The 24,197-nt window shown below is 49.7% G+C and carries 26 protein-coding genes; all 26 read right to left on the bottom strand.

Going from position 1 to position 24,197, the window contains the following annotated elements; all coding sequences use genetic code 11:
* Positions 1-9: 9 nt before the first annotated feature.
* Positions 10-849 (bottom strand): hypothetical protein, encoded by an 840-nt coding sequence (locus tag BUB85_RS01250; protein ID WP_073104011.1) that lies wholly within the window; start codon positions 847-849, stop codon positions 10-12.
* 70 nt (positions 850-919) lie between these two features.
* The gene (locus tag BUB85_RS01245) at positions 920-1,309 is read right to left on the bottom strand and encodes a glutamyl-tRNA amidotransferase (protein ID WP_084533867.1); all 390 of its coding nucleotides are present in this window, start codon (positions 1,307-1,309) and stop codon (positions 920-922) included.
* Positions 1,303-3,033 (bottom strand): VirD4-like conjugal transfer protein, CD1115 family, encoded by a 1,731-nt coding sequence (locus tag BUB85_RS01240; protein ID WP_200803525.1) that lies wholly within the window; start codon positions 3,031-3,033, stop codon positions 1,303-1,305. The genes BUB85_RS01245 and BUB85_RS01240 overlap by 7 nt, the downstream gene beginning before the upstream one ends.
* Positions 3,034-3,092: 59 nt before the next feature.
* Complete coding sequence (locus BUB85_RS01235) at positions 3,093-3,350, bottom strand: DUF4314 domain-containing protein (RefSeq protein WP_073104168.1); 258 nt, start codon at positions 3,348-3,350, stop codon at positions 3,093-3,095.
* Positions 3,351-3,523: 173 nt separating this feature from the next.
* Positions 3,524-3,832, bottom strand: a complete 309-nt coding sequence (locus BUB85_RS01230; protein WP_073104164.1) for a hypothetical protein — start codon at positions 3,830-3,832, stop codon at positions 3,524-3,526.
* A gap of 117 nt (positions 3,833-3,949) precedes the next feature.
* Positions 3,950-4,900, bottom strand: coding sequence for a hypothetical protein (locus tag BUB85_RS01225; RefSeq protein WP_073104007.1), 951 nt, complete (start codon positions 4,898-4,900; stop codon positions 3,950-3,952).
* Positions 4,901-4,906: 6 nt separating this feature from the next.
* Entirely contained in the window at positions 4,907-5,713 is an 807-nt protein-coding gene (locus BUB85_RS01220) for a PcfB family protein (protein ID WP_073104005.1), read from the bottom strand.
* A 4-nt stretch (positions 5,714-5,717) separates the two neighbouring features.
* On the bottom strand, positions 5,718-7,019 hold the full coding sequence (locus BUB85_RS01215) for a relaxase/mobilization nuclease domain-containing protein (protein WP_073104002.1): 1,302 nt from the start codon (positions 7,017-7,019) through the stop codon (positions 5,718-5,720).
* 6 nt (positions 7,020-7,025) lie between these two features.
* Complete coding sequence (locus tag BUB85_RS01210) at positions 7,026-7,334, bottom strand: plasmid mobilization protein (RefSeq protein WP_073104000.1); 309 nt, start codon at positions 7,332-7,334, stop codon at positions 7,026-7,028.
* On the bottom strand, positions 7,270-7,713 hold the full coding sequence (locus BUB85_RS01205; RefSeq protein ID WP_143160639.1) for a DUF3789 domain-containing protein: 444 nt from the start codon (positions 7,711-7,713) through the stop codon (positions 7,270-7,272). Before BUB85_RS01205 ends, BUB85_RS01210 begins: the two co-directional genes overlap by 65 nt.
* 130 nt (positions 7,714-7,843) lie before the next feature.
* On the bottom strand, positions 7,844-8,170 hold the full coding sequence (locus BUB85_RS01200; RefSeq protein WP_143160638.1) for a DUF7768 domain-containing protein: 327 nt from the start codon (positions 8,168-8,170) through the stop codon (positions 7,844-7,846).
* 80 nt (positions 8,171-8,250) lie between these two features.
* A complete protein-coding gene (locus tag BUB85_RS01195; protein WP_073103994.1) occupies positions 8,251-9,174 on the bottom strand; it encodes a DUF5688 family protein in 924 nt (307 codons plus the stop codon).
* Positions 9,175-9,176: 2 nt separating this feature from the next.
* Positions 9,177-9,983 carry a DNA-methyltransferase gene (locus tag BUB85_RS01190; RefSeq protein ID WP_330392192.1) on the bottom strand — a complete coding sequence of 269 codons (807 nt, stop codon included), beginning with the start codon at positions 9,981-9,983 and terminating at the stop codon, positions 9,177-9,179.
* 21 nt (positions 9,984-10,004) lie between these two features.
* Positions 10,005-10,823, bottom strand: a complete 819-nt coding sequence (locus tag BUB85_RS01185; RefSeq protein ID WP_084533866.1) for a hypothetical protein — start codon at positions 10,821-10,823, stop codon at positions 10,005-10,007.
* On the bottom strand, positions 10,810-11,793 hold the full coding sequence (locus BUB85_RS01180; protein WP_073103992.1) for a DUF3991 and TOPRIM domain-containing protein: 984 nt from the start codon (positions 11,791-11,793) through the stop codon (positions 10,810-10,812). The genes BUB85_RS01185 and BUB85_RS01180 overlap by 14 nt, the downstream gene beginning before the upstream one ends.
* The gene (gene metK / locus BUB85_RS01175; RefSeq protein ID WP_073103990.1) at positions 11,793-12,953 is read right to left on the bottom strand and encodes a methionine adenosyltransferase; all 1,161 of its coding nucleotides are present in this window, start codon (positions 12,951-12,953) and stop codon (positions 11,793-11,795) included. Before metK ends, BUB85_RS01180 begins: the two co-directional genes overlap by 1 nt.
* Positions 12,954-13,135: 182 nt before the next feature.
* Positions 13,136-13,831, bottom strand: a complete 696-nt coding sequence (locus tag BUB85_RS01170) for a Fic family protein (RefSeq protein ID WP_242945314.1) — start codon at positions 13,829-13,831, stop codon at positions 13,136-13,138.
* A 91-nt stretch (positions 13,832-13,922) separates the two neighbouring features.
* Positions 13,923-14,093, bottom strand: coding sequence for an antitoxin VbhA family protein (locus BUB85_RS21660; RefSeq protein ID WP_200803524.1), 171 nt, complete (start codon positions 14,091-14,093; stop codon positions 13,923-13,925).
* 144 nt (positions 14,094-14,237) lie between these two features.
* The gene (locus BUB85_RS01165) at positions 14,238-15,005 is read right to left on the bottom strand and encodes a class B sortase (RefSeq protein WP_143160637.1); all 768 of its coding nucleotides are present in this window, start codon (positions 15,003-15,005) and stop codon (positions 14,238-14,240) included.
* Entirely contained in the window at positions 14,998-19,356 is a 4,359-nt protein-coding gene (locus tag BUB85_RS01160; RefSeq protein ID WP_073103986.1) for a SpaA isopeptide-forming pilin-related protein, read from the bottom strand. Before BUB85_RS01160 ends, BUB85_RS01165 begins: the two co-directional genes overlap by 8 nt.
* Before the next feature lie 104 nt (positions 19,357-19,460).
* Positions 19,461-19,928 carry a gamma-glutamylcyclotransferase family protein gene (locus BUB85_RS01155; protein WP_456298566.1) on the bottom strand — a complete coding sequence of 156 codons (468 nt, stop codon included), beginning with the start codon at positions 19,926-19,928 and terminating at the stop codon, positions 19,461-19,463.
* A 52-nt stretch (positions 19,929-19,980) separates the two neighbouring features.
* Positions 19,981-20,925, bottom strand: a complete 945-nt coding sequence (locus tag BUB85_RS01150) for an amidoligase family protein (RefSeq protein ID WP_073103982.1) — start codon at positions 20,923-20,925, stop codon at positions 19,981-19,983.
* On the bottom strand, positions 20,916-22,220 hold the full coding sequence (gene dcm / locus BUB85_RS01145) for a DNA (cytosine-5-)-methyltransferase (protein ID WP_073103980.1): 1,305 nt from the start codon (positions 22,218-22,220) through the stop codon (positions 20,916-20,918). Before dcm ends, BUB85_RS01150 begins: the two co-directional genes overlap by 10 nt.
* A gap of 77 nt (positions 22,221-22,297) precedes the next feature.
* The gene (locus tag BUB85_RS01140; protein ID WP_073103977.1) at positions 22,298-22,669 is read right to left on the bottom strand and encodes a hypothetical protein; all 372 of its coding nucleotides are present in this window, start codon (positions 22,667-22,669) and stop codon (positions 22,298-22,300) included.
* A 229-nt stretch (positions 22,670-22,898) separates the two neighbouring features.
* On the bottom strand, positions 22,899-23,168 hold the full coding sequence (locus BUB85_RS01135; protein WP_073103975.1) for a hypothetical protein: 270 nt from the start codon (positions 23,166-23,168) through the stop codon (positions 22,899-22,901).
* The gene (locus BUB85_RS01130) at positions 23,165-24,073 is read right to left on the bottom strand and encodes a ParM/StbA family protein (protein WP_159434603.1); all 909 of its coding nucleotides are present in this window, start codon (positions 24,071-24,073) and stop codon (positions 23,165-23,167) included. The genes BUB85_RS01135 and BUB85_RS01130 overlap by 4 nt, the downstream gene beginning before the upstream one ends.
* Positions 24,074-24,197 lie beyond the last annotated feature (124 nt).

Below are 24,197 nucleotides of genomic sequence, written 5' to 3'. Positions count from 1 at the left end.
TCTTTCCTCCTACAATCCTAAAATTTCTTTTACGATCCGGTCAGATGCCTTTACCGCACCTACCAATATCAATAAGTTGAACACAAGCTCTCCCACGTAATTCCAGACAATGGTCACCGCCGACAGGCTGGCATCGCCCACTGCCGGCGGACTTGCCGCAAATGCTGAAAAGATGATGCAGGCCAGGGCAATGATCGCCCCCTCCAGACATACGCCGGCATAAGACCGCAGGAAATTCTTTCCGATCGACTGTGTCGGTTCTCCGGCAAAGCTTGCGATCGGCAGAGGAGCAATCGCCGTGTACATATAAAGCTTGAACATCCGGCCATATACCGTCAGTATCATGACAAAGGACAGCACCGTGATCAGGATGCTCCCAAGCAGGGTAACGACCCATAGGGGGATTGCCTCCATCATGCTGACCGATTCTATCTTCGCCACAATCTCTACCGGCAGCTGTGTCACTCCTCCGCCTGCCATACCGGAGCCGGACATGATCCGGGTTGTGACTCCCTGTATAATGGAAAAGATTGCTGTCATCAACTCCATCCCATGCAGGATGGCTCCCTGTGCCAGTGCAAAGCGAATAAACGCCTTAAGTACGTGTTCCGGTTTCTTCAAGTCCGTAAAGCTGCCGCAGGTCTTTACAATCCCCACGGCAAAGAACAAGACCAGCAGGCCATATGCAATGGCTTTTAGGGCTCCATTGATATCCACCATGACACTCCAGATCCCTCCGTCTTTAAACGTTTCCGGGTTCTGTGTCAGTAGTGTCCAGATTTCTGCCATCTTTTCACTCCAGGTCTGCAGTGCAGAGTTTAAGTTCTGCACGATCCAGTTATCGCTCAATTGTCACCACCTCTTTTCTTACAATCGAAAACCATGGATACACATGGCATCCCGCTCCTGTTTGTCACTGTTACCCCATGATCAAATTTAGGATCTCTTTTGCAAAAGTGATGATAATTCCCCCGGCCAGCGTCAAAAACCCATTGGCCCTCTGGCTCGGGTCATGACTCTTTAAGCTTAATCCCACCTGTACGATTCCAAATCCCAGCAGGATCAGTCCGATGGCACGGATCAGAGAAAAAATAAAATTGGATAAATTGTTGACAACTGACAGCGGATCTCCGGCGGCATAGACAGTCAAACTTCCGATTGTGGACACGCAGACAGCACTGACGCAGCAAAGACCCAGCCCTTTGGGGGGTCGTTGCTTCCGTGCATGTTTTTTGTCCTGCTTGTTCCGACTCTTTCGCTTCTCATTCCTATTTTCTAAAATTCTAATCAATCGCATTCCTCCTAAAATAGACGGCTTTCTTTTTGCTCCGTCAAAGAAAAAGGCTCCCCAAGGATGTCTTCCTCAGTGAGCAGTTCATAGTCATCGTATCGTTCTGTATCAAATGGAAACGTATCATGGGCCAGGGGTGCCGCAGCATAATCAAAGGGGCCGGCTCCTCCATCCTCCGTGTATTTTACATTCGGATGTTTCATAAGGTCATACTTCTGATCCATGATTGCCTGTTCGCCCCGGATGAACAAAAGCGCATAAAAATTGTCCAGCATCCGGACCTCATCCGGTGTCAGCAGTTCCCTTCCGCTTTGCTGATAGTTGGTGGAATAACTGCCGGAACGCCCTTTGGTCTGACCATACGTATTCGTATCGATTGTTTCTTTTCCCAACAGCTCAGAGACATACTTGTGCGTCTCTTTTTCGTTGCCGCCGAGATATAAAAATTGATCGCAATTCCCCACCAGGCTTTGCCAGCTATCCTTAAACAGCGCCTTTAGCTGGCTCATGTTCTGGATGATGATACTGCAGGAAATCGAACGTGAACGACAGGTCGCCAGGATCTTTTCGAACTCATTGGGCAAACTGACATTTGGGAATTCGTCCATGATGCAGTTCACTGGGATCGGCAGTCTCCCGCCATGCACGCGGTCTGCCACATAGTATAAGGTCTGGAACAACTGGCTGTAGATCATGCCCACCAGATAGTTGAGGCTGGAATCCGCATCCGGGATACAGCAGAATAATGCCACCTTTTTCTCGCCCATACTGGCAAGATCCAGCTCATCCGTACAGGTAAGATTGGCGATCTGGCGCAGATTGAAAGCCGCCAGCCGGACGCTCACACTGACCAGGATGGTTTTTGCTGTTTTTCCCGCCGCCTGCTTGTAAATCTGATACTGCTTCACTGCAATGCTCTCCGGCTCCCGCATCCGAAGACGTTCAAACAGAACATCAAGGGGCGATTCGTAATCCTCGTCTTCTTCCTTGACCTGGGCCGCACCCAGCATCTCCATGATCATGGCAAAATTCTGTTCTTCCGGCGGTGCTTCGTGCAGAAGATAAAGCATTAAGGCCTGTAAGAGTGCTGTTTCACTCTTCTCCCAAAACGGATCCTGGGACTGTGCGCCTTTTGGTGTGGTGTTCTGTATCAGGTTCGATATCAGGCGCAGGACGTCCTTATCATCATGGACATATTGAAAGGGGTTATAACAAAAAGATGTGTCCGGATTGATCAGATCGAATACCCTGACTTCATAGCCTTTTTCTTTCAGCAGGCCGCCGGTCTTTCGAAGCAGCTCTGCTTTTGGATCCGTGATGATCATGGAACAGCTGCACTGCATGATATTGGGAAGTGCATAGCCTCTGGATTTTCCGGCGCCAGATCCTCCCACCACCAAGACATTCAGGCATCTGCGGTGCTTATAGGTATCTAACCCCATCCGAAAATTCTGTGTCAGGAGCAGATTGTGGGCATATTCCTTATCCCGGTATTTCTTACAGAGCCGCTTGGCATCCCCCCATCTTGCAGAGCCATGCTCTTCGCCCCGGCGGTAATTCTTCCGGCTGGATTCGTAGAGAGCCACTCCCATGCCGTATAGTCCGGTACAGATAAGCACGGACTTTATCGTATACGGGGTAAAGCGGAGGGCAAGCGGATGCTCCAGCTTTTCTGTCAGCTTTTCCAGAATCGTAAGCAGGTTCTGGTCTGGTGCGATGCAGTCTGCAAGGAGTACCGCCATCCACCAGACTATGGGTAAAGCAAGAAGCCAGAGTATCCACTCTGACTTCCTGCTCTGTGCTACCGGGACGGCACCTCTTTCTTTTTCTCCGGTATGTTGATTTTATGGAACTTATCCACCCCTGGTACCAACGCCAGTGCACTGCCATTCTCCCACCCCACATGGATCTGCCCGGCATCATCCACATGGAATACTTCCCCCTTTAGCCCGGCTGGCATCTGCGGTTCTCCCTCCATCCCATCCAGACAGATCCGCATCCCCTTGGGGTAACGCTTCCTTAACCGTTCGATTTTTTCTTTTTCATGGTTCAATTGCATGCCTCCTTTTCTGCTGTCCAGTGTTAGGAACAATACTTCTGCAGACAGAAAACCTGCCACCGGCAGCTTCTCTTGCATACTTCTGCATAAAAAATGCAGATAGAAATAGATTCATTTCCACCCGCATCCTATATGTATGGAACTGCTCATGTTCCATACGATCTGCTTTTCCCTTACCGGACTTTGCATCGCTTATATTTTGCTTTCAATAATTTACAGAATACCACATCGATCCCATCCGAATACCGCCCGGCATCCAGATAGGTATTGCGAAGCTTATTCAGTGCCTCAATAGCTTTCCTATATTCGTTGTCTGCAAGAAATAGTTTCGTGTCTTCATAGTCAATCAGCTTCATGGTCAGATTTCTTGTTTCTTCTACGGACATTCCTTTGGCTTTCTCTTCCCGAAAGACGTCCCGCAGGGCAACAATCAGCATGTTCTTCATGATCTCATCCATTTTAACGCATCGCTGTTTTTCCATATGTCCTGTCCGTTCCTTTCTGTCCTTTTCTACAAACAACATACCACAAGACAGCGGAATTATCTACCACTATTTCCCGAAAAAACCAACGAAGATTCAACTAAGATTTATCCAGCATCAGCGCTCCGGCTGCGTTTTCGATTTCGTAGCTTTTGCTTTTTTCCCTTCTCCCACATAAAATTCATCGGCTATAAATTCCTGCTCTGGCTGCCCCAGGTTCCGATCCATATGTTTTTCAATCGTATAGGCTGCATTTTTTACATCATTGATAAAATCACGCAGTTCTTTTGGGTCACGGCTGCCATTTTCCTGCATCTGGCAGACTTTATCAAATTGGAACGCTGAATTTTCCACGCCATATTTCTGTGCCACCACATAGGCTGCACAAAAAGCCGGAGCGGCTGAATTTCTCCTGCTATAGGTTCCCCCGCGCATATCCAGGGAGGCACAGGCCAGTTCCCGATTTATTGCATGAAATGTCGTGACTTCTCCCATACCGTTTCGCACATAAATGGAACGTTTGCCCGGAATGTACTGTGCCTGCACCCCCTCCGGAAGATGGTCCGCAATTAGGACTGGCACCTCTGCATTGCTAAGCAAAGCTTTCATCAACTCCTCCATGGATTTTGGCTGCATGGGCTCCGGCTGTTTCATCCGGATCTGGCTGACGTCATAGGCCTTGACAATCCGGTATCCCTGCAGCATCACACCATCCTTCTCATATTCATTTCCTGCAAGGAAACGGTAGCCTTTTCCCCGCTCCTCCGGTCGGAGGGAATGTCCCTCTTCCCGGATCTTCTCATAGGTCCTGACCTGCCGGATCTTCGGGTCCTGGCTGTATAATAACAGCAGATTCACCGTTCGCTGTGGTGTGCACTGTGCCATAAAATCCAGGAACCCTTTCAGGGATCTTCCGTCCTTGAACACCTCCTGTGCCTTGGCATCTACCTCTGCCCAGACCTCTTCCCGTTCCTGCTTTTTCATGGCGGCATACGCTTCCTTTGACATTCTCGGTTCGCCCTGCGCAGAGGCTTCTGATTCCTGATTCAAGTATTGATTTAAATCCATGCGGCATTACCTTCCTTTCGTTTTTCCTTTTTTCTTACCCTTGCCGGCCGATCGGTTCTTTCCCCGCTGTTTCTTTCGGCTTTTAGCCTGCCTTTGTTTCTGTTCCGCTTTTTGCTTGTGCTCTTCTTTGATCTCCTGCAGTTCCTCCCGGACGGACGGCTTTTCAGTCTTTCCCTGCTCCGTAGAAGTATCGCTGCTGCGCAAGGAAGGTGCGGACGGATTCTTTTCCTCTGCCTCCTGCGCCTGTGTAAAATTTCCTGGCTCTGCTGTATCAAAGTTAAAATCCTGTTCGGAATCAAAGATTTCAAAGGATACCTCACCTTCCGGCATCTGGATGTTTTCTAGTTTATCCGGTTCCTGCAGGGTCATTTCCCCTCTTGTCTCATGTGCAAGCTGGCCGCTTTGGGCTGCTGTAAAATCAAGGTTCATCTTATCCATTACACGGTTGACCTTTGCTGCATCATCAGCATATACCATGATCTCACACTTTATCGGATCTCTTTTATCTTTAATCACTACGTAGAGCAGCCCCCGTTTCTTTCCCTCCTCACAGAACTCCTTTAACCGATCCTTAGGAACGGTGAAAAATTTCAAGTTTCTTCCGTCTTTTACCATACGTACCACACGGGTCCTGCCCCTGCTCTTTTTATTATCTGTAAGTACCGCATAGAAAAAGGCGGCCAGATGCTGTGCACCTCTGCCCGAAATGCGCAGGAGCTTATCCGCACCCTCCAGCGCCAGCTTTCCTCCTGTTTCCAGACCCTCCATACTGTATTTTACAATCTGGTCTGCCGCATCACTTCCAAGGTTCATGTGGTCACCTCTCTTTCTTTTCTTTCCTGTTCTCTGTTTCCAACTTTTGTTGTACCTTTTCTTGCTCCCATTGTTCCATCTGCTGTAAACGATGCTCTATTTCAAGCGCATGCTCCTGGATTTGGCTGCACAGCTTCACTTCCTTTCGGATTGGCTTTAAGGCTTCCGTGATCTCTTTGAGCTGCTCTGAACTCGGATCTTTACGGTACAGGTGCCTGCGTTCCTTTAAAATCTCCAGGATCTGCCTCTCCAATGGCTTCCGATAAGCTTCCAGTTCTTTTTTACTGGTGATCTTATGCTGTTCCAGAAAATGAAGCTGTTCGATGCGCTCATCCAACTTACGGATATCTGCCTTTAAGGAATAAGCGTTCCCCACGGAATGTTTTCCCCATATCCCCAGCCGGTACATATAGAAATAGTAGAGTGCCTGTATGCCGACCGCTTTTTTGTGCTGCTTTTTGTTTGGCAGGGTTTCTTTTTCGGCCCTTTGCTGTCGGAAGTGTTCCGGCTGGAGGATCCATTCCCGTATGGCGGTCTCTGTATAAGATTCCCCAAGGCTCTTTAAGCGGATATAGCGCTCCATCCCTGGGGCTTTCAAGGCAAGATGCTTCCGGTTCAGTTTCCACGCGTAGCCTTTGTCTTCCATCTGGCGCAGGAACTGTTTCCAGGTGAAACTAAGCTGTATAGCCTCCCGGATATCCATACGGATCCCGCTCCGCCAGGTCGGCCTGCCCTCTTTTTCAGCCTTCCACTGTGCATAATGCATCCCCTTTCCTCCCTGTGTTTGAATGATGGACAGCCCATATTTCCGGCACAGGGCATCGGAGTTTTGGCGGATATCCTCGTAATAGCTCCGGCTGTTGCTGTGATACTTATGGCCATCCATCATGCTCACAGAGTTGAACACGATATGGTTATGGTAATGCCGAGTATTCAAGTGGGTCGTGATGACTGCTTCAAACTGCCCGTTTAACAGCCGTTCGGCCAGCTCCTGTCCGATCAGATGCGCAAGCTCCGGCGTTACCTCCCCTTCGGCAAAGCTCTGGATCAGATGATATCCTTGTACCCCTCCGGCCTTATGGAACCGCTCCTTGGTGGCAGCCATATCGGCAAATGCACACGCACAGGTACAGCCAATGGAATCTTCAAAGACGGCTGTTTCTGTTTTTTCCCGGTTCATGGCATAGGCAATGGCTCCTTCCAGGGAGTCTGCCTGCTCCGGCTTTTTCACGGTCTTTTCCTGATCACGCACATAATCGATCGCATGGTCCAGGCGGTGGACGGGAAGGATGCTGGTATAGGCCATGCGTCCCTACCACTCCTCCTTCACAAGCTGCCAGACCGCCTTGGATATCCGGCTCATCTCCTGGATCCGCTCCGGATCGGCACGCTGGGCAGCGTTCGCCACATGCGCAAGCTGATTGGCATTATTGCACAGCCCGGCGACCTTTCGCAAAAGCTCCGCATGATGCTCACACGGCTTTGCCCGTACCTCCCCGCCCACGATCAAGGAGCGGAGATACGTTTCTCTGGAAAACCCGCTTTTTGTTACCTGCTCATCCAGATAGCGCAGTTCCCTGGCATTTAACCGGACCGGGATCACATGGTTCCTCTTCCTCATAAAATATCCCTTCTTTCTTTGTTCCTGATTTTAACAGCGGATAATACGTAATCCCCCTTTGCTTCATCTCCTTTGCAAAGCGGAGCAGCTCCCAGACTTCTCCATGGATCTGCACATGGGCAGCATCCACATAGTGGCAGATGCACACCTGTTGATCCCCATTTTCAGCCGCCAGTCCGATGCAGTCCCCATCGGGGATGGAAAATAGCTGTTTTTCCTGTTCATCTAAAAAGCAGATGCATCTTTTGTCCTCTCCCTCCTTCTCAAACCATGCTGCCAATTGCTCATCTTCCTTTTTTCCTGCCACTGCCAGAGACACGATTACAATGCCCATGACCCCTCCTACTATAACGCCCACTGCCAATCCAACTAAAAACATGGCTCTTTCTCCTTTCCGATTCGATACCGGGGGTTTGGGGTCCGCCCCAAAGTGCGTTTGGATATCCAAACGCTATGCTTGCAAAACCAGTCGCACCAGAAAGTCTGTCATACAGACTCCTTGATGCGGTTCAGGCTCCGTTTTCTTTGATCTTCAGCAGCCCCTCTAAGGTCGTGCAGATAATATGCAGCCTGTCCGCCATACTGATTTCTGTATTCATGGTTGCTGTCACTTCCCGTCCGCAGACTACCACCATCCGGCATCTCCGTAAGAGCAGATGGGACATCCGGCCAAATGCCTGCTGGTCCTCTGCCTCACGTTCATCTAAAAATGGGGAAAATCCAAACTGCGGGCACAAGGGGACATATCCCATCTCATAGATCTTCCGGCAGTATTTCTGCACGTTCGCCCGGCTCTCCTCCGGGGAACAGCATACATAAGCCAATGCCTGTTCCATAAAACATCCCTCCTTTGGCATCCACGTGGATGCCCTTGTTCTCCTAAAATAATTTCAGAGCATCCATACGGATGCCCTGTCTAACGTTCCCGTTCTTCCTTGCTGCATTTTTTCACTTTAGCCACAGTGTCCCGGAACTCATATACCTCATTTCCCAAGACCTCCTCCGGCAGCACCTGGCTCTGGTTGATCTCCCAGACCATATCCCGCAGTTCCTTTACACTTAGCATCCCTTTTTCCTTTGGCAAGATGATACATTCATGGATACTGGAGGGGAGGATATAGTAATCTTTTCCGATCTTATCACGGATCTGCTTTGCCACCTCCGGATACAAGAGGACTGTCGCACCAAATTTTCTGGTTTCATTGCTCAGTACATACATGGGGGATTCCTCTAGCGGTGCCACCATGGGTTCCTCTGCAAGAAGCTCCTGCAGAGCTTCATTCATGGAACAGAAGCTGACTTTCTCATGATCCTGTGTATTCTCAAGTGCCGTCCCAAATAATTCTGCCTCTGGTTTACCCCACCGCTCGGCCATAATGGTCTTCACCTGTATGGACATACGTTCTGTCCCCTGATTCTCCAGGTCTATATACAGCACTTCCGCTCCCATTGGATGCAGTTTGTATGGCCCCTGTTTATAATACGACTGATTATTTTCCCGGTTCACGAGCCGTACCCGAAGCCTATCCTTTATCTTTTCATAATCCGTCAGATCCGGAAGATCAACCTCCGGGAGTACCTGTTCCTGATAAGCTTCCACCAACTCCCGGCTGATCTGCTGTAGGGGCATCCCCGCAAGAAACGATTGATACGCTTTTTCCAAATAGAAAACAGGTGCGATCACATGGTCCTCCTGCCGGATGATAAGCCCCGCTGATTCCACATTATTTTTTTGATTATGTGTCAGTTCACATTGATAGCTCCCCTGCGTTTTAAGCTCCTGTCGCACCGCCTGTAGTAAGTGCTCTTGAAATTCTGAATACGTTAATTTATTCTCCATCTTTATCCTTCCCCCCTTTCCTGATTGGCTTCCTCTAATGCATACCGGATGCGGTCTGTCCCCAGCTTATAATAGGCATCGGTCACTTCAATTCCTACTGCCTGATATCCCTCCTGTACTGCGGCAAGGACTGTAGTACCTGCTCCGGCAAAGGGATCTAAGATCAAACCACCAGATTCGCAAATCTGAACCACATCCCTCATTAGCTGCAGTGGCTTCTCTGTGACATGGATCCGGTTCTGTGGGTTTCCATACCGAAACACGCCCGGCAGGCAGGACACCGGACGGCTGATCGGCATTGCGCCATTGCTCCCCCATACAATGTATTCTGCCTGTTGGCGGAAGCGTCCCTTTTGCGGGCGGGAATTCCCTTTGTCCCACACGGCTGTTCCTCTCCAGATCCACCCTGCCCACTGGAGGGCATCGGTAATGGACGGATACTGCCGCCAGTCGATGAACAGGCAGATCGGGGCACCACTCTTGCAGGCTTTTCTAACATCGTACAGCCATTCTGCCATCCAGTGCATCCAGGAGCGCTGGTCTTTGTTATCCCCATCAAAATCCGGTAAGGCATTCCCTTGCTTCATGCTGCTGTATTTCTGATTTGTCATGCGGTTCCGTTCATTTTGTTTCGTACCACCGGAAGCATAAGGCGGATCTGTGATCACCGCATCGAAGACTCCCGGCTCAAAGGCATTGACCAGGCGCAGGGTATCTCCATGCAGGATTTCCCACTTCTTGCCCCCGGTATGCTCTGGCCGTACGGCATCTTCTTTCATGATTGCTGCTAATTCTAAAGTTTTTCCCAATAGGCATCATCCCTTCTTTTCTCAGCGCTCTGGCTGGTTCTTTTTCATTGATTTCTTATCCGGCATCTGCTCCTTTGCAGGGCTTAGCTCTGTTTCCACGTATGCACTGACGATTCTAAGCGCCTGCTCATAGCTGCCTGCCTCTGTTACCCGGCTGATCATCTCAGAGGCTTCCTCTCTCATCCCGGCATCACAAAGGACAGCCTTTGCCCGTCCTAAGATGGCAAAAATGTTGCCATCCTTACCAATGAGCTTAAGCTTTGGGCGTATCGCCTTTCCTTCCCCATGCTCCGGTCTTTGTTCCATTTTCCGCTTCTCTTCCAGGATCTGTTTCTTTTCAAACTGCAGACCGCCGGATGACCAGAAGTGCACATTTAGGACACCTCCATCGATGGCAATGTCCCGCTGTTCAAAGCCCTCCCCCCAGCCATCGCTGTACTGGCCGTTGATATAGTCACACAGTTCCTTAAGCTCTGATCCCTCTAGATTCGTACGAAGTGTCAGGGTCGTACAGCCATACAGTTCCCCATCCACTTGTTTCACAGACACAATCGCCTGCGATACCTTTTGCTTGATGGATTCCCTTCCATGAAAGTAGTCCATCAGATTACAAACACCTTCTTCTCCGAAAGCATTTTCCTTTTCCACCATCTGGGCGATCACAGCTTCATAGGGGGCCAGGTCCTTTCCTTCCAACAGTTCCACCTGTGTGCGATTTTCATCATAATGCCCTGCATCCTTTTGCCTATCATCCGGATAAAAGGAACCAAAAAGCGGCGTCAGAAGTTTCATCTGTGGGATAAGCTGTTCTTTCTCTTTGATACGTTCACCTCCCCTCATGGGTCTTTCTCTTTGTCCTGTTTTCTCTTATTCTATTTGTTTTTGCGGCCGCTGCGGCCAGATCCCCATAATCGGCACCTTCTGCTTGTGGCAGATTCTCAATGATTTTGTACGCTGCATAGGCTTTTTTCAATTGTTCACAGGCCCAACGTCCGGCAAAATCATTGTCGGTGCAGATTTCTATCTCTGTAATCTCCGGGTGATTTGTAAGGAACCGCTCCAATGCAGACGGTTTCTTATAGGAGCGGTGTACACTTCCCTCCTTCGGGGCACTGATTCCACCAAGGGACAGCCTATATTTATCCATCGGATCCCCTTCCAGTGTCATATGAGCCAGGGCATCAATGGCAGCTTCATAAACGGCTACCCGGGCACTGTCCTTCTTTGGGGGAATCAAAAAGGAACAGCTTTTCTCGCTGCCCCTCTGCTCCATCTTAAATGACTTTCCATTCTGATCATAAATCCCACGAAGGAATGCATACTTTGGTTGCTTCTTTTCATCGTATCCCACAAACACTGCATTGTGGTAGGGAAGGCTCTCATAGAGGATCCCTTTTTGAACACAGTAGGTAATGGCTGTGTCACTGATGCCACGGTTCTTCAGATAATGGCGGGTTTTGTCACAGGTTTGCGCTTTTGGCGGCAGTTCAAACACGATTGGCTGTTGTTCCTTTGGCTGCACGGGCGGCAGATAAGAGGGATTCTGTCCGCTTAAGAACGCCACCGCCTCCACAAAGTCCATCCCATTTACCTTGGTCAGGAAATTCAAAGCACTGTAGCCCCCGATGTCCCTGGACTTCCAATGCCACGCACTGGTGATCCCATTGATCTTAAAGCTGTCGTGATCGGCCAGTTCCCATTCATTCCTTGCGGAAGATTTCTTCAGGCGTTTTGCTTCATACCTTCTCAGATATTCTATGGCGGACATCTCCCTTGCCGCTTCGATCTGCTCTTTCGATACCCACGCCATCAGAGGAGAGCATCCCGCAGCTGCCGGACCTTATCCGTCCGCTCCCAGGGAAATTCCTTTCTTCCAAAATGCCCAAACACGGCCGTCTGTTTATAGATGGGGCGGTCCAGATGCAGATGTTCCCTGATCTGCGCCGGGGTCAAGCCGAACACCAGCGGGACTGCCGCTGCCAGACAGTCATCTGCACAGGCAGTTCCGGTCCCAAATGTATCCACCTGTACCATCACAGGCTCCGCCACACCAATGGCATAGGCCAGTGATATCTGGCACCGCTTAGCAAGGCCGGCGGCAACCATGTTCTTGGCGATATACCGTGCCATGTAAGCACCGGAACGATCTACCTTCGAACAGTCTTTCCCAGAAAATGCCCCGCCGCCATGGGGGACCATGCTTCCATACGTATCCACCATCAGCTTGCGTCCCGTCAGCCCGGTATCTGCATCCATGCCTCCACAGACAAATCTGCCCGATGGATTGATGAGTATCTTGGTATCTTCATCGGGCGGCAGGAATCGGAGAGCCGGTTTTAACACCTTTTCCCGGATTTCCTGCTCCAGTTTTTTGCACGTCTTGTCCTCCCTATGCTGGCAGGACACCACCACACTGTCTAAACGGGTTGGGTGCCCCTCCTCGTACTCCACGGTGACCTGTGCTTTGCCGTCCGGCAATATCCCATCGATGTATCCGCTTCTTCTGCAGGCTGATAATTCCCGGACGATCCGGTTCGCCAGTACCACCGGAAGGGGCAGAAGCTGCGGGGTCTCGTTGCAGGCATAGCCGATCATGACTCCCTGATCCCCGGCTCCTGCATCAAATCCATCTTGAGCAGCTGGAAGACCGGCACGTTTTTCTTTTGAACACGCCACGGCGCCTGCAATATCCGGGCTTTGCTGGTGGATCAGTGCATCCATCTGCACCCCCTCCGTGGGATAACCCACTTCTTCCAGGACCTGTCTTACTATTTCGAACACATAGGGTTCATAGCCGCTGGTGATTTCCCCGGCTACAAGCAGGTTCCCCTTTGTCGCCAGAACCTCGCAGGCCACCTTAGATGCACGGTCTTCTCTCAGACACGCATCCAGGATACTGTCTGCAATCAGGTCACAGAGCTTGTCCGGATGCCCTTCTGTCACTGCTTCTGCTGTATAAAAACGCTTCATGTAGACCTCCTTTTTCACAAAAAAAGCAGGGCATATCCCGCTTTAAGGACATACCCTGCCTGTTATTTACTGATCCTATGATCTTAAGTTTGTTTTATTTTCTATTAAATAGCCAATGTCATCAAAGCGTGGCATAATTGCTCTTTTTGAACACGCTTCTGAGTGTTCTATCAATTTTTCCACTATTTGATTTCATGCCTCAGATATTGCCTGATTTCCCAAGCTGCATGTTCTTCCCGCTCTTTGCGATTCCAAAATACAATTTTACGCACATCCTCTTCCGAAACCGTCAGCTGGATTGTCCGAAACTGTTCTTCGATATGCTCCCGCATTTCTTTTCCCCGCTCCAATGCATCCCTGACAATCTGCTGTAGATATTCCGGTTTGCGCAAATCGCCTATGTCATGGAACACTGCATTGGCAGCAACCAGTGCATCCCTCATATAGGATGCGTGATCTTTGAACAGCTCGCTTTCAATATAGATTCCCTGTGTTTCAATAAACATCGAACAGAACGTAACGATTGTGCGTGTGTTGCCTTCCCGATAGGGATGCACTTTCCAAAGCCTTGCCATACAAGCAGCAAACATATCCACTGCCTGATCAAAATCTGCCGCCATCCAATCAAACGCATTCATGTCAAACAGCACTTGCTTTGCATCCCTTTCAATGTCGAAACAATCCGAATATTCGATAGACAATTCTCCTAAGACCACCTCAGACTTTTCAATATTGATGATGCGGGGTTTTCCAGCCCATTCATACAGATCCTGAAAGATACGGTAATGCATCTCACACAAGGAATGAAAATCATATTCCAGCCAATTTGCATCGGCTACAATTTCCGAGAGCCTGTATGAAGTATAATCTGCTTCCATATCTTTCAATATCTGCTCTTCTTGGACATCTGCCAAATTTTTCAATACCTCAGAGTTTGGATATAAATACGGATCACGCATTTTTCACTTCCTACCGTTTCATTTTATACTTACGGTCCAGTGCCTTTTTCACTTCTTCCATGGAAATTTCTCCCCGTTTTTCCTTTTTGATTAGTTCTTGCATTTCAGGGGTAGGCTCCAAACCATCCACTTTGATCATACCAAGTGCGTAATCCCATTTTTTGTCTGCTTTTACCAACATTGGAATCAGCTCCTTTGCTTTTATATTGTAGTTATAGTATAGCACAAAATCTGAAAAATAGCCAGCTTACGCGCAAATATTAAGCGAATCAAAGTGTCATCAAAGCGTTGCAATATTTCCCTTTTCTGAACACTTTTCCATTGATCATGCTGCTTTTTTCACCGCTACGACCACCGTTTTTGCTTCTTTCCACTCATAGGAGCAGGTCACCAGCGTCAGTACCTGTTCATAATAGGTATCCGAAACTCCGGTTTCAAACAGCCCCAGCCGTTTTGCCTGATCCACATAGCTTAAGATGCCGTCATGCCCCGGAAAATCCACCTGTGTAAACGGCAGCATCGAAGTATCTGCCTTGGTCACAGACACGATTTCATACGTGTCCATACATTCCGGCGTCTGTAATTGAATGATCGGATGCTCCTTACAGTACGCCGCATCCGTAAAGAGATCCAGCTTCCCGAACATCGTCCCGCTGTTCATGTTATGGCCGTATAAGACCAGATTTTCACTTGTCTTTACGTTGCAGTCAGAGGCGAAGAACAGGCTCCCATTAGCATCCTGTTCTTTCCTGTAATTATGCTTTAAGTAAAATTCCGGATCATCTTCCCCGCTTTGCAGGACAGGGTAATCGATTCCTGTACCTGGAATCGTGAGCCATGCCTGCAGATCGGGATAACGTGCTTGCATAGCCAGCAGATCCCTGCCCCCGATATCTCCTTCTTTTCCAGCAGGTAAGAACGGGTCCTCCTCGGAGGCGGGAGCCCCGGAAGTGACTTCCGGGAATTCCTCTTTGAGTGCCTCGATTTTCTTCTGATTCTGTTCCGGTACGAACACCATATGGTGCAATAGGAATCCAGCCGCCAAGCAGAACAGCAGGAAGAAGGCTCCCTGCATCAAACGGTACTTATTCATCCTTCTGTTCCTTTCGTTTCCTTTTTTGGATGGTCACCACTGCGAACGACACAAGTGCCGCTCCGCAAAGGACTGTCAGTATCATGGGTTTCCACGGATCGTCCCCGGTCTTTGGAGCAGTGGGAGTGGGGATTTCCGGTATCCTGCTGTCCAGCATCTTTACCTTCTGGATTTCCAGTGTATCTTCCAAAGTGAACGTTACATCTTCTGCAAGTGCATACCCCTCCGGTGCGGCAATTTCCCGCAGGATCAGTTCCTCATGCACCGGGAGCTTTTCAATTCTGTGGGGCTCTCCATTGGTTATCCACTCGTCTCGTACCGTCCCCTCTGCATCCAAGATCTGAAGCTTTGCTCCTTTTAGCTCCTCCCCGGTCGTGCTGTCTGTCTTGGAGATTTCTGTTTTGGAATATTCGTCTTCCATTTCCACTTCCGTGATGCTGCCGTCCTCTTTTATTTCAAATGCCACATCTGCAGCAGATACATAGCCCTCTTTATAGGGAGCCAGTTCTTCATGAAGGGTGTAGTTCCCCGCCGGAAGCGCATAGACGATGTGCGGCTCTTTGGTGCTGATCCATTCTTCGATCAGGTTTCCGTCCGGATCTGTAATCTGCAGCCTGGCGCCGCTTAACTCCTCTTTCGTCGTTGCATCCACCTTTGTAAAATGACTTTCTGTGGGCTCATTCTCAATCACCTTGCTTAAAGTGACGGTGTCCACGTTCGGATCCTCATAGGCCACTGCAAATACCCAGATCTCCTCATTGGGCAGATACCCCGGTCTTTGCAGCTCTTCTTTGACATAATATTTCCCATGATACAGATCGCTGTCAAAGGTCAGTTTTCCATTTTCATCGGTGGACTTCTTCTCCAGCAGTGTGTCCTGTTCTGCAAGGAGCTCCCCTTGTTGTGACAAGATATCCTCTGCTGTATAAAGCCCGAACACAACCCCGCCCAGCGCTTCCTTCGATACCGCATCCTGCTTTTCAATGGATACGGAGATCTTCTGCCGTTCATTTTTATAGGATACACCCTTGTATACGACTGCCTGTGTGTCATCCTCTGCGGTCAGCGTGAATGCTTTCTGTTCCGTATTCAGGACAAAATGCTCCCCTGCAGCGGTCTCTTTCAGATAATAGGAGCCTAAGGGCAGGTTATGAAGGACTGCCTTTCCGGCTTTATCCGTAGTCAGGGCTGCCACCAGAGCATCTTTCCCATAACGGACGATTCGGTTCCCCGCCTCGTCTTTCGCCCCATCCGGAGAATAGATAGTCTCTTTTGCATGGAGTTCAAAAACTGCACCCTCCACGCCCGACTCTTCATAAAGAAAGTTCCGAAAGATTCCGGTATCCGTATCCTTTCCTGTCATGGTATGGACCAGATTGGCACACACTTTCTTTGCCTTATCCGCAAAGGAATCACCTTCTACCGCCTCCAGCTGTTCTCCGGTCTTGGTAAGGGTCAGGCTTCCCACCTGCTCATCATTTGGCTGTTCCACCGCTGCGATGACCGCCCCGGTGTCCGGATCGATCTGATGTGCGGTATCGGAGGATACGGTGATGGTGATCGCTGCTTTTGGATTTTCCTTATATTCCCCATGGCTTGTGAGGGCAAGGGCTGGCAGCATTTCCTCTGCATACAGGGACATCTCATGGCCCTGCCTTACAAATGTGTCCGGCGCCGCTGTTTCCTCAATCCGATACGTAGACGCTTTTAATGCCTTCGGCGTTACCAGATATCCCTCCTCATTGGTCTTAAAGACACTGAGTTTTTCTTTCTTTGGATACTGAATCACCTGTTCTACATACGCCTCTTTTTCGCAGTCATATATTTTATAAGCTGCTCCGGCTTTTAATACCGTATTTCCGGTCTGTGCATCTTTTTTGATGATTTTCAGGAAAAACTCAAATGGCCTGTCATCAAAGATCCGCCACTGCATCGGTTCCCGGCTGTCTTCGTGAACGCTTACCAGAAATGGATCCACTTTTTTAAGATTCTCCGGAACCGTGCTTTCGTCTACCACATACAGGCCATAGGGCAATTCCGGGCTGATGGCATATCCTTTCGCATCTGTGATCAGTTCCGGCACTGGAATTGCCTGTCCCTCTGCATAAGTCACTGCAACAGGTTCGCTGCCAAAATCATAGCCGATAAAATCCGCTGCGGTATAAGTGCTTCCATTGGCCGGCTGCAAGACCCCACTTTTTACCTGGGACAAGCTGCTGACCAGATACACCTTAAATCCGGCCCCCTTTACCAGACCGGCTTCGGTTTGTCCGCCATCCTCACTGATTTTGATGAGCTGGAATGCCTGCTTCTTGACGGTCTCTTTGACAGTCAGGTCACGCGTGACCACGGCCTCCCCCTGCCCTTCGCTGGACAGTGAAACATCATAACGTGTGCCATCCAGCGTATAGCCCTCTGGCGGTGTGGTCTCTTTTAAATACATTTCACCCAGATATAGATTGGAGAACTCCATCGTACCGTCTGTCTTGATCGTTCCCTGGGCGATCAGGCTGTCCTTTTGATAAAGAACACCCGTCTTTTTGTCCGGGTGTACGATGTCCTCTTTTGCATACAAGCCATAGACAGCTCCGGTAAGAGCACTGTCCCCCTGTGACAGGAAGTCCCCAGTCTCCCCATCGACTTTTCGGATGTGGATGCTGCCGGTGATCCGCTCATCGGTTGCATGCACCTCTATGGCCGTTCCAGTCTGCACCGCAGCTTTATGAACAGTGGACGACTGCACATAAGCAGGCGGTGCAGTGATCTCCCGCACATAGACCGTTTTCAGAGCTGCGTCAAAGTAGTCACTGACTGCTCTTCCCTCTGTCCCGGTAACGGGCATGGTCAAAAGGAGATTTTCGCAGTTCTGATCAGTATAAATGCCATAGACGGCACCAGCAAGCGGTTTTCTGGTATCTGCATCTTTTTTGAGCAATTCGATTCTTGTCATTTCCAGCCAGTCCACACCAAAGCTGACAGGTTGTGCATGCTCGGATTCGAACACGCCAATATCCTGGCTGGCCGTTCCGGTGGAAAGCACCAGCGTCCTCCAGGTCTCCCCTACCAAGCCGTGAAGCTTTCCGGAGGTATAGCTTCCAACAACACTTAAGGGGGCTTTTAGATAGAAGGTGTCCCCGCCATAAATACGGAGCTCCCCAGCGGATGCATAAGTGCCCTTTGTCTTGTTCACACAGGTCACCTCTCTGGGCACGGAAACCGTGATATAATTCCGATGATCCCCATCCATCTTTATGTCCGGAGTCTTCTGGATATCCCCCTCTCTTACGGCACCTACATGGGTCTTTGACAACGTGATCTCTCCCTTGGGAGGTCCCTCCATCCCAAACAGGTGGTCAATATAGGCGATGACCCCTGCACGGACCAGATCGTTATAATCACAGCCGGTGAAGCCGGCCTCTCCGGCATACGCATAGCTGGCTGCAATGTGGGTATAGATGTATTTTTCCTCGGCACTTTTTCCGGACAGACAGCTCTCCGTGATATCTCCGGCACCGCCATAGCCATAATATAGCACCTTTTGCAGGTTGGTGTTCGAGTCGAGTACCTCCGCCACATACGCTCCGGATGGCGGAGAGGCTTTTTGTGACTGCAGGCAATAGGCGATCTTTCCGTTCACCGTAAACCAGCAGGTTGAATAATTCCCAATATAACTTGGATAATAGATCTTTTCCCCTTTTTGCAGGTTTACCGTTGTCCGGGCACGAAAATCATTTGCCGCTCCGGAAAGCACCAGTGCCTCCCCGGATGCAATCTCTTCCTCCAATTCTGCCAGGGATTCCCTGGTATCCGCTTGATTGGAACTGGTGACCTTCACTTCTGGTCCCTCGTTTGTATCACCTTCCGAATCCTCTTCCGATGCGGTATCTTTCTTTTGCAGCTTATTTTCCCCTTGTTCCGTGTGTGCCTGACCCTCTGTATCCGTCAGGGTTATCTTCCGGGTGATGACATAGCTGTCCCGCTGGTCCTTTGGCACCACAAGGTAGCTGGCAACGTAGACCCCGGCTTTCTTTGGATCGTAAGCCCCGCCATCCTCCCCTTTGATTTCTGTCAGGGTCACAGCCTCCGCCCCTGCATCATAATGGATCCCCTCCATGCAGGTCTCCACGAAAAACTCCGGGTCCGATACTTCTTTTTCGATATCCTCTGCCAGAACCTTTGTTCCCTCCTCCTCCGCTGCTTGTATGGACTCCTGACTAAAGGTATCTGTTACGGCAGGCCTCTCCCCGTCACCTTCTGCGGCAAATACCGGGATCCCGCCAAGGGAGCTTGCCCCCATCAGCAGGGCAAGGCCAAATGCAATCATTCTTTGTTTTATTTTTCCAATCTTCATTCAGATCTCCTTCCTACTACAACATACAGAAAACCTGCCACTGGCAGCTTTCCTTACATACTTTGGTATACAAAGACCGCAGGTATCTCATTTCCTGCGGTCTTCTATCGTGTCAGATCTTTTCCAGTTTTCTTTTGCTGCCCCCGACCCTTCCTTATCTCTACCATGGCGCGCTTTACCGCATCTAGGACTGGCTTAGACGGGATTTCATTTTGTCTGCATCCCTCCAGGATCCCTCTTAAATAGACATCTGCGGGGACGGCCGGGCATTCCTTATAGGGGGCATTCATTGTATAAACGGCTGCCTCCTGCAAGACCCCTTTTTCATTTTGTACAAGGATTCTCTCCTTGCCATACAGATGGGGATAGCCTTCGTAATAATCCAGGCTTGCCTCACATGGGGCTGTGATCTTCCACAACACTCCCTCCACGATGCTCCCTTTTTCCGGCAGTATCGTTGCGACACCGCCTCCGGATGGCCGGCCGCAAAATGCCAGCCGGTAATCCTGCAGCTTGACATTTTCTATCACCCGGGCATCCGGGCACCGGAAGTCCATCTGGTCTAAGTTCATGTTGCTGCCATAAGCAAAGTAAAATTTCTCCTTTATGACCTTTCACCTCCTCTCATCGTGACTCTTCTCTTCTTTTGCGGTCTTCATAGACACTTTTGTCATATCTCCACGCCCGGCTGCCCTCCAGATTGGAGAGCAGATGATCCCGGACATTCTTATATTCCGGTCCGATCAGCCCCAGCCGCAGTAAAAATGTGCGGAAGGTGAAACAGGGATTCTCGGAAATCTCGGTCTTTTTCATCTGTGTCTTCTTCTGATTGATAGCCTGAGCGGAAATGGCAAGTGCGAGTGTTACATTCGCCCGCACTTTTCCGGCATGGAGGGTACTTTCAAAGCACCTCCATTCCAAGGTTCCCTTAGAGAACACCGCATGGAGGTTCAGCGCATGATACCGGGTCGAATCATAATGGCTGTAGCTTCTGTCCCTCCCCTCATACCAGCTCCTTTTGACCTGTTCCATAGACAGGTTATTGGTTGGAAGCTTACGGATATCTTCCAATACGGTCCGTTTGACCTTCTGGCAGTATTCCATTTCTCTGGTTGTCTGTACCTTCAGGGCCTTGAACAGAAGATCCTCTTTGGCGTACATGATCGTCAGGGCATTTTTCAGGCTCCGGGGCGTGTGGTTGGAGGCATCCACGTGGACATGCATGCCGCAGGATGTATTTACCTTTGCACCACTTCTCCGCAGGCAGCGGGCAACTGCCTGCAGCTTTTTCATCTCACCGCACTCCAGCTTCGGGCTGACCATTTCCGTACAGTACGCACTTCCTGCATGCAGAGATCGCCTCCCGGATCGTTCCTCTGGCCGGATACTGCTGTCATAGGTAAACTTCCACTCTTTCCCCTCCGGATCCTGCACGCCCCATGTCTCATAATAGGTGCCGATGAAATACGCTTCTGTTCCAAACATTTGCGCAATTGCGCGGGCGGCCTCTTCTCTGGTGATACCGGTCATCTCGATCTCAGTTCCAAAGTATTGATCCCTTAAGTCGATAGGCTATCCCTGCCCTTCTCTGGCATCTGCCTTAGCATAAGATCTGCATCCCGCAGGTGGCTTCCTATGGCTTCAATGACCGTAACTGTCACGCCGTTGCCCGCCTGCTTATAAATCTGGTTGTCCGAAGTGCCCTCCAGCATCCAGTCGATCTGCACATCATAATACCCCTGCAGTCTCAAGCACTCCCTTGGGGTCAGCCTGCGTATCCTGCCATGATAATAGATACCATGCCGGTCAGCTGTCGTAAGGGTGAACATTTCCTCCTCCGGCTCTTTCATTCTGCGTCCGTTTTGCCTTATACTGCTCTTAGCCAGAGTCAGCACTGCTCTTGGTCCGTCCTCCGTTCGAATGCCTGACTGCTCTTCCCTGCGGTCACCGCTTCCATCCTTTCGCCCCGCCAGCAGGTATCTTGCATACACAGTGGGCAGAGACAAGGAGGGCAGTGCGGCAAACTGCAGGGTGCCCTGCTGGCCACCCGTTGTCAGTGTATGGGCAACACCATGCCCGACTCTGCCCCTTCTGGTATTCATACTGGCATACCCTAAGTCAATACTGTCACCGGGATATGCCATTTTATAGCCTTGTTTCGTATTCTCTTTGATCGGAACACCAAACTCATAAAGGCCGGTCTTTCCGCCCATCCCTCCGGCACCGGAGGTCAGCGTACAGCTTAATCCTTGCGGATGGTAGACTCTTTTTCCCTGGCTGCCGGATCGGAGCTGTATAAGAGCCGTTCCATTTGTCTCTGGGAAAGGTAATATTTTTCCGGCACATCTTTCATCAAGATATCCGACAATATACACCCGTTTCCTTGCCTGTGGGACTCCAAAATCCTTGCTGTTAAGCACCTTCCATTCCACATGGTACCCCAGTTCCAAAAACGTACTAAGGATGGTATGAAACGTCCTCCCTTTGTCATGCGATAGCAGTCCGGGTACGTTCTCAAGGAGAAAATACGCAGGTCGCTTGTCTTTAACCAATCTGGAAATTTCAAAGAAAAGGGTTCCCCTTGCATCGGAAAATCCCCTCCTTCGTCCAGCGATTGAGAATGCCTGGCAAGGAAATCCTGCACATAAAAGATCAAAGTCCGGCATTCTTCCAGTTTCAATTGCTCTTGCGTCATCACAAAACCACTCCCCTTCCGTATCGAACAGCCTGCGGTAGTTCTTATCTGCATGGGCATCTACCTCGCAATGCCCGACACAGGAAAATCCCCCGGCTCTTGTCAGCCCCTCGCGGAATCCGCCGATCCCGCTGAATAAATCAAAAAATCTTATGGTTGCATCGATCATCCTCCTTCACTTCTTTTAAAGACAACAAAAACGGTATGGATCGCTCCACACCGCCTGTTCCTCACATTTTTTAGTTGCTATTCCTCTGTATCATGCTCCGCTTCCGGCAACTCACCGGTAGGTTCCTGTAACCTGGCGGCTTGCTCAGATGCTTCCCATTTTGCTTCCTCGGCTGCAATCGCCTGGGTGATGATCTCTATCAGAAATTCTTTCTGTTTGCAATGCTTTTTTGCCACCACCGCCTTAAATCTGCCAAATAGTTCCTCGCTTACCTGTACCGCTATTGTCCTTGCCTCTGCCATGCTCACCGCTCCTTTTTTCATAAAGTGCTCTTCAATGATCTTCTGTAGAAATAATTGTGTGCTGCTTTCCGTCTGTTCGATTTCCGCACGGACCTGCTCATGCAGTTCTATCGGAATCTTCCCACATATGTTTTTCATCTCTGCCATATACAATTCCCCTTTCGTTTTGCTACACACAACATACGCCCAAAATGCATGGATATCCATTCACACTACTACACAAAGATGCATGCATAGATTATATGAAAACGAAGCATGTTACCTATGTGGATCATCCTGCTTTCAGTAGCATCCCCCCTTTCCCTTGGCCGTGCAAAAGGTGTTCTGGCTTCCCCCACAGTTCGTGCTTCTGCTGGTTTACGAACCTCCCGCACACTTACAGATTTTCTAAAAATGACAGCATCTGATCTTGGATATCCGTATCCGGCTCCTTTGCCTCCTGATAGGTCAAAGCTCCATTTCTCAGCACTTCCTGAACACTTTCCCGGATGAGTTCTCTTAATGTTTCCCTGTCATCTGTCTGCAGGATCGCACGCACTAAAAAGGTATTTTTCTGCCCTTTCGGAACACCTTTCAGTATCTCCCACGCTCTCCTATGATCCCTTTGTTGCAAATCCGGCCGGAAGGAATACACCGGGCGGTTCATCGGCTCGACATTTGCCCGGCAAGGCGTTCAAACCCGGAAGCGTTCGCATGCACGTCCTCCAGATAAACCGGGCGAAACAGCCCATCCTGCGGCCTCACGTGGCGTTTCAATATGGAGGCCCCTCCGCCCATGATCACTGCCGGGATTGCCTTTAAGTCAAATCCTGCCTCCGTCACTGCAGACAGAATCCGCTGAATATATCCACTTCCATACTGAAGTATAATATCTCTTGCTGCCGGATTCATGCTGCAAGCCTGACCATTTAGAACACGTTCAATCTGAATCTCCGTAACTGACAATCCTGTATTCCTCCGTACCTGTTCCATGATCTCATCCATACAACGGATCACCCCTAGCTCGAAGCTGCGGCAGGTCGTGGCATTGGGGACAGCATTATCAAGCCGCATCAGATCGATCGTCCAGCCTCCGATATCCAGTAAAAGGACAGAAGGTTCTTCTTTTAGATACTCCGGATGCAGTGCCAGTGCACAATACCCTTGTGGGAACAGCTTCACATCTTCGATGTAAATTTCATATGCGCTGTTCTCATAGCGAAAACACAAAGGCTGTTCCTTTCGAAGCAGATAGTCCCCAAACCTTTGCTTCTCCCTTCCAAATCCAGCCAGGGGAAGACCCGCTGCAAGAACAATCCGCTCTTTGGCTGACGCTTTCCGATACTTTAGTTCCTTCGCAATGGCTGCCATGGTGAGCAGATAATAAGTATCGTTCATGGTCTTGTCTTTTAAAAGCGACTGTCGGGTGCTGCCGCAGACATAATATTTCCCCTGATATTGCAAGACATTTTGCATGGTGTACGGCTCGTAGTCATATTTGCTGAGACCGGTTGAAAAACACACATGTGGTGTTTTGATGGCATAATAGCCATGATCGATTCCTATAATGATAGGGCATCACATCCTCTCTTCTTTTCAATTTTACTATTTCTATGGGGATTTCAGACATGGAAATGTTGAAAAACCCCCGCCCCCTAAAGGGGCGTGTGTGGACTAGGAACATTTTTTTCCAGCA

Source organism: Hespellia stercorisuis DSM 15480 (assembly GCF_900142165.1).
Lineage (GTDB): Bacteria > Bacillota > Clostridia > Lachnospirales > Lachnospiraceae > Hespellia > Hespellia stercorisuis.
The sequence above is the reverse complement of the archived record's forward strand: the minus strand, read 5'-3'. Positions and strand labels throughout refer to the sequence as shown.

Excerpts from the sequence above, each read along its gene's own strand:
- BUB85_RS01240 (WP_200803525.1), bottom strand. The coding sequence starts at position 3,033 with ATGGCGGTACTCCTTGCAGACTGCATCGCACCAGACCAGAACCTGCTT.
- BUB85_RS01235 (WP_073104168.1), bottom strand. The coding sequence starts at position 3,350 with ATGCAATTGAACCATGAAAAAGAAAAAATCGAACGGTTAAGGAAGCGT.
- BUB85_RS01230 (WP_073104164.1), bottom strand. The coding sequence starts at position 3,832 with ATGGAAAAACAGCGATGCGTTAAAATGGATGAGATCATGAAGAACATG.
- BUB85_RS01225 (WP_073104007.1), bottom strand. The coding sequence starts at position 4,900 with ATGGATTTAAATCAATACTTGAATCAGGAATCAGAAGCCTCTGCGCAG.
- BUB85_RS01220 (WP_073104005.1), bottom strand. The coding sequence starts at position 5,713 with ATGAACCTTGGAAGTGATGCGGCAGACCAGATTGTAAAATACAGTATG.
- BUB85_RS01215 (WP_073104002.1), bottom strand. The coding sequence starts at position 7,019 with ATGGCCTATACCAGCATCCTTCCCGTCCACCGCCTGGACCATGCGATC.
- BUB85_RS01210 (WP_073104000.1), bottom strand. The coding sequence starts at position 7,334 with ATGAGGAAGAGGAACCATGTGATCCCGGTCCGGTTAAATGCCAGGGAA.
- BUB85_RS01205 (WP_143160639.1), bottom strand. The coding sequence starts at position 7,713 with ATGTTTTTAGTTGGATTGGCAGTGGGCGTTATAGTAGGAGGGGTCATG.
- BUB85_RS01200 (WP_143160638.1), bottom strand. The coding sequence starts at position 8,170 with ATGGAACAGGCATTGGCTTATGTATGCTGTTCCCCGGAGGAGAGCCGG.
- BUB85_RS01195 (WP_073103994.1), bottom strand. The coding sequence starts at position 9,174 with ATGGAGAATAAATTAACGTATTCAGAATTTCAAGAGCACTTACTACAG.
- BUB85_RS01185 (WP_084533866.1), bottom strand. The coding sequence starts at position 10,823 with ATGAGGGGAGGTGAACGTATCAAAGAGAAAGAACAGCTTATCCCACAG.
- BUB85_RS01180 (WP_073103992.1), bottom strand. The coding sequence starts at position 11,793 with ATGGCGTGGGTATCGAAAGAGCAGATCGAAGCGGCAAGGGAGATGTCC.
- metK (WP_073103990.1), bottom strand. The coding sequence starts at position 12,953 with ATGAAGCGTTTTTATACAGCAGAAGCAGTGACAGAAGGGCATCCGGAC.
- BUB85_RS01170 (WP_242945314.1), bottom strand. The coding sequence starts at position 13,831 with ATGGAAGCAGATTATACTTCATACAGGCTCTCGGAAATTGTAGCCGAT.
- BUB85_RS21660 (WP_200803524.1), bottom strand. The coding sequence starts at position 14,093 with ATGTTGGTAAAAGCAGACAAAAAATGGGATTACGCACTTGGTATGATC.
- BUB85_RS01165 (WP_143160637.1), bottom strand. The coding sequence starts at position 15,005 with ATGAATAAGTACCGTTTGATGCAGGGAGCCTTCTTCCTGCTGTTCTGC.
- BUB85_RS01160 (WP_073103986.1), bottom strand. The coding sequence starts at position 19,356 with ATGAAGATTGGAAAAATAAAACAAAGAATGATTGCATTTGGCCTTGCC.
- BUB85_RS01155 (WP_456298566.1), bottom strand. The coding sequence starts at position 19,928 with ATGAACTTAGACCAGATGGACTTCCGGTGCCCGGATGCCCGGGTGATA.
- dcm (WP_073103980.1), bottom strand. The coding sequence starts at position 22,220 with ATGATCGATGCAACCATAAGATTTTTTGATTTATTCAGCGGGATCGGC.
- BUB85_RS01140 (WP_073103977.1), bottom strand. The coding sequence starts at position 22,669 with ATGGCAGAGATGAAAAACATATGTGGGAAGATTCCGATAGAACTGCAT.
- BUB85_RS01135 (WP_073103975.1), bottom strand. The coding sequence starts at position 23,168 with ATGAACCGCCCGGTGTATTCCTTCCGGCCGGATTTGCAACAAAGGGAT.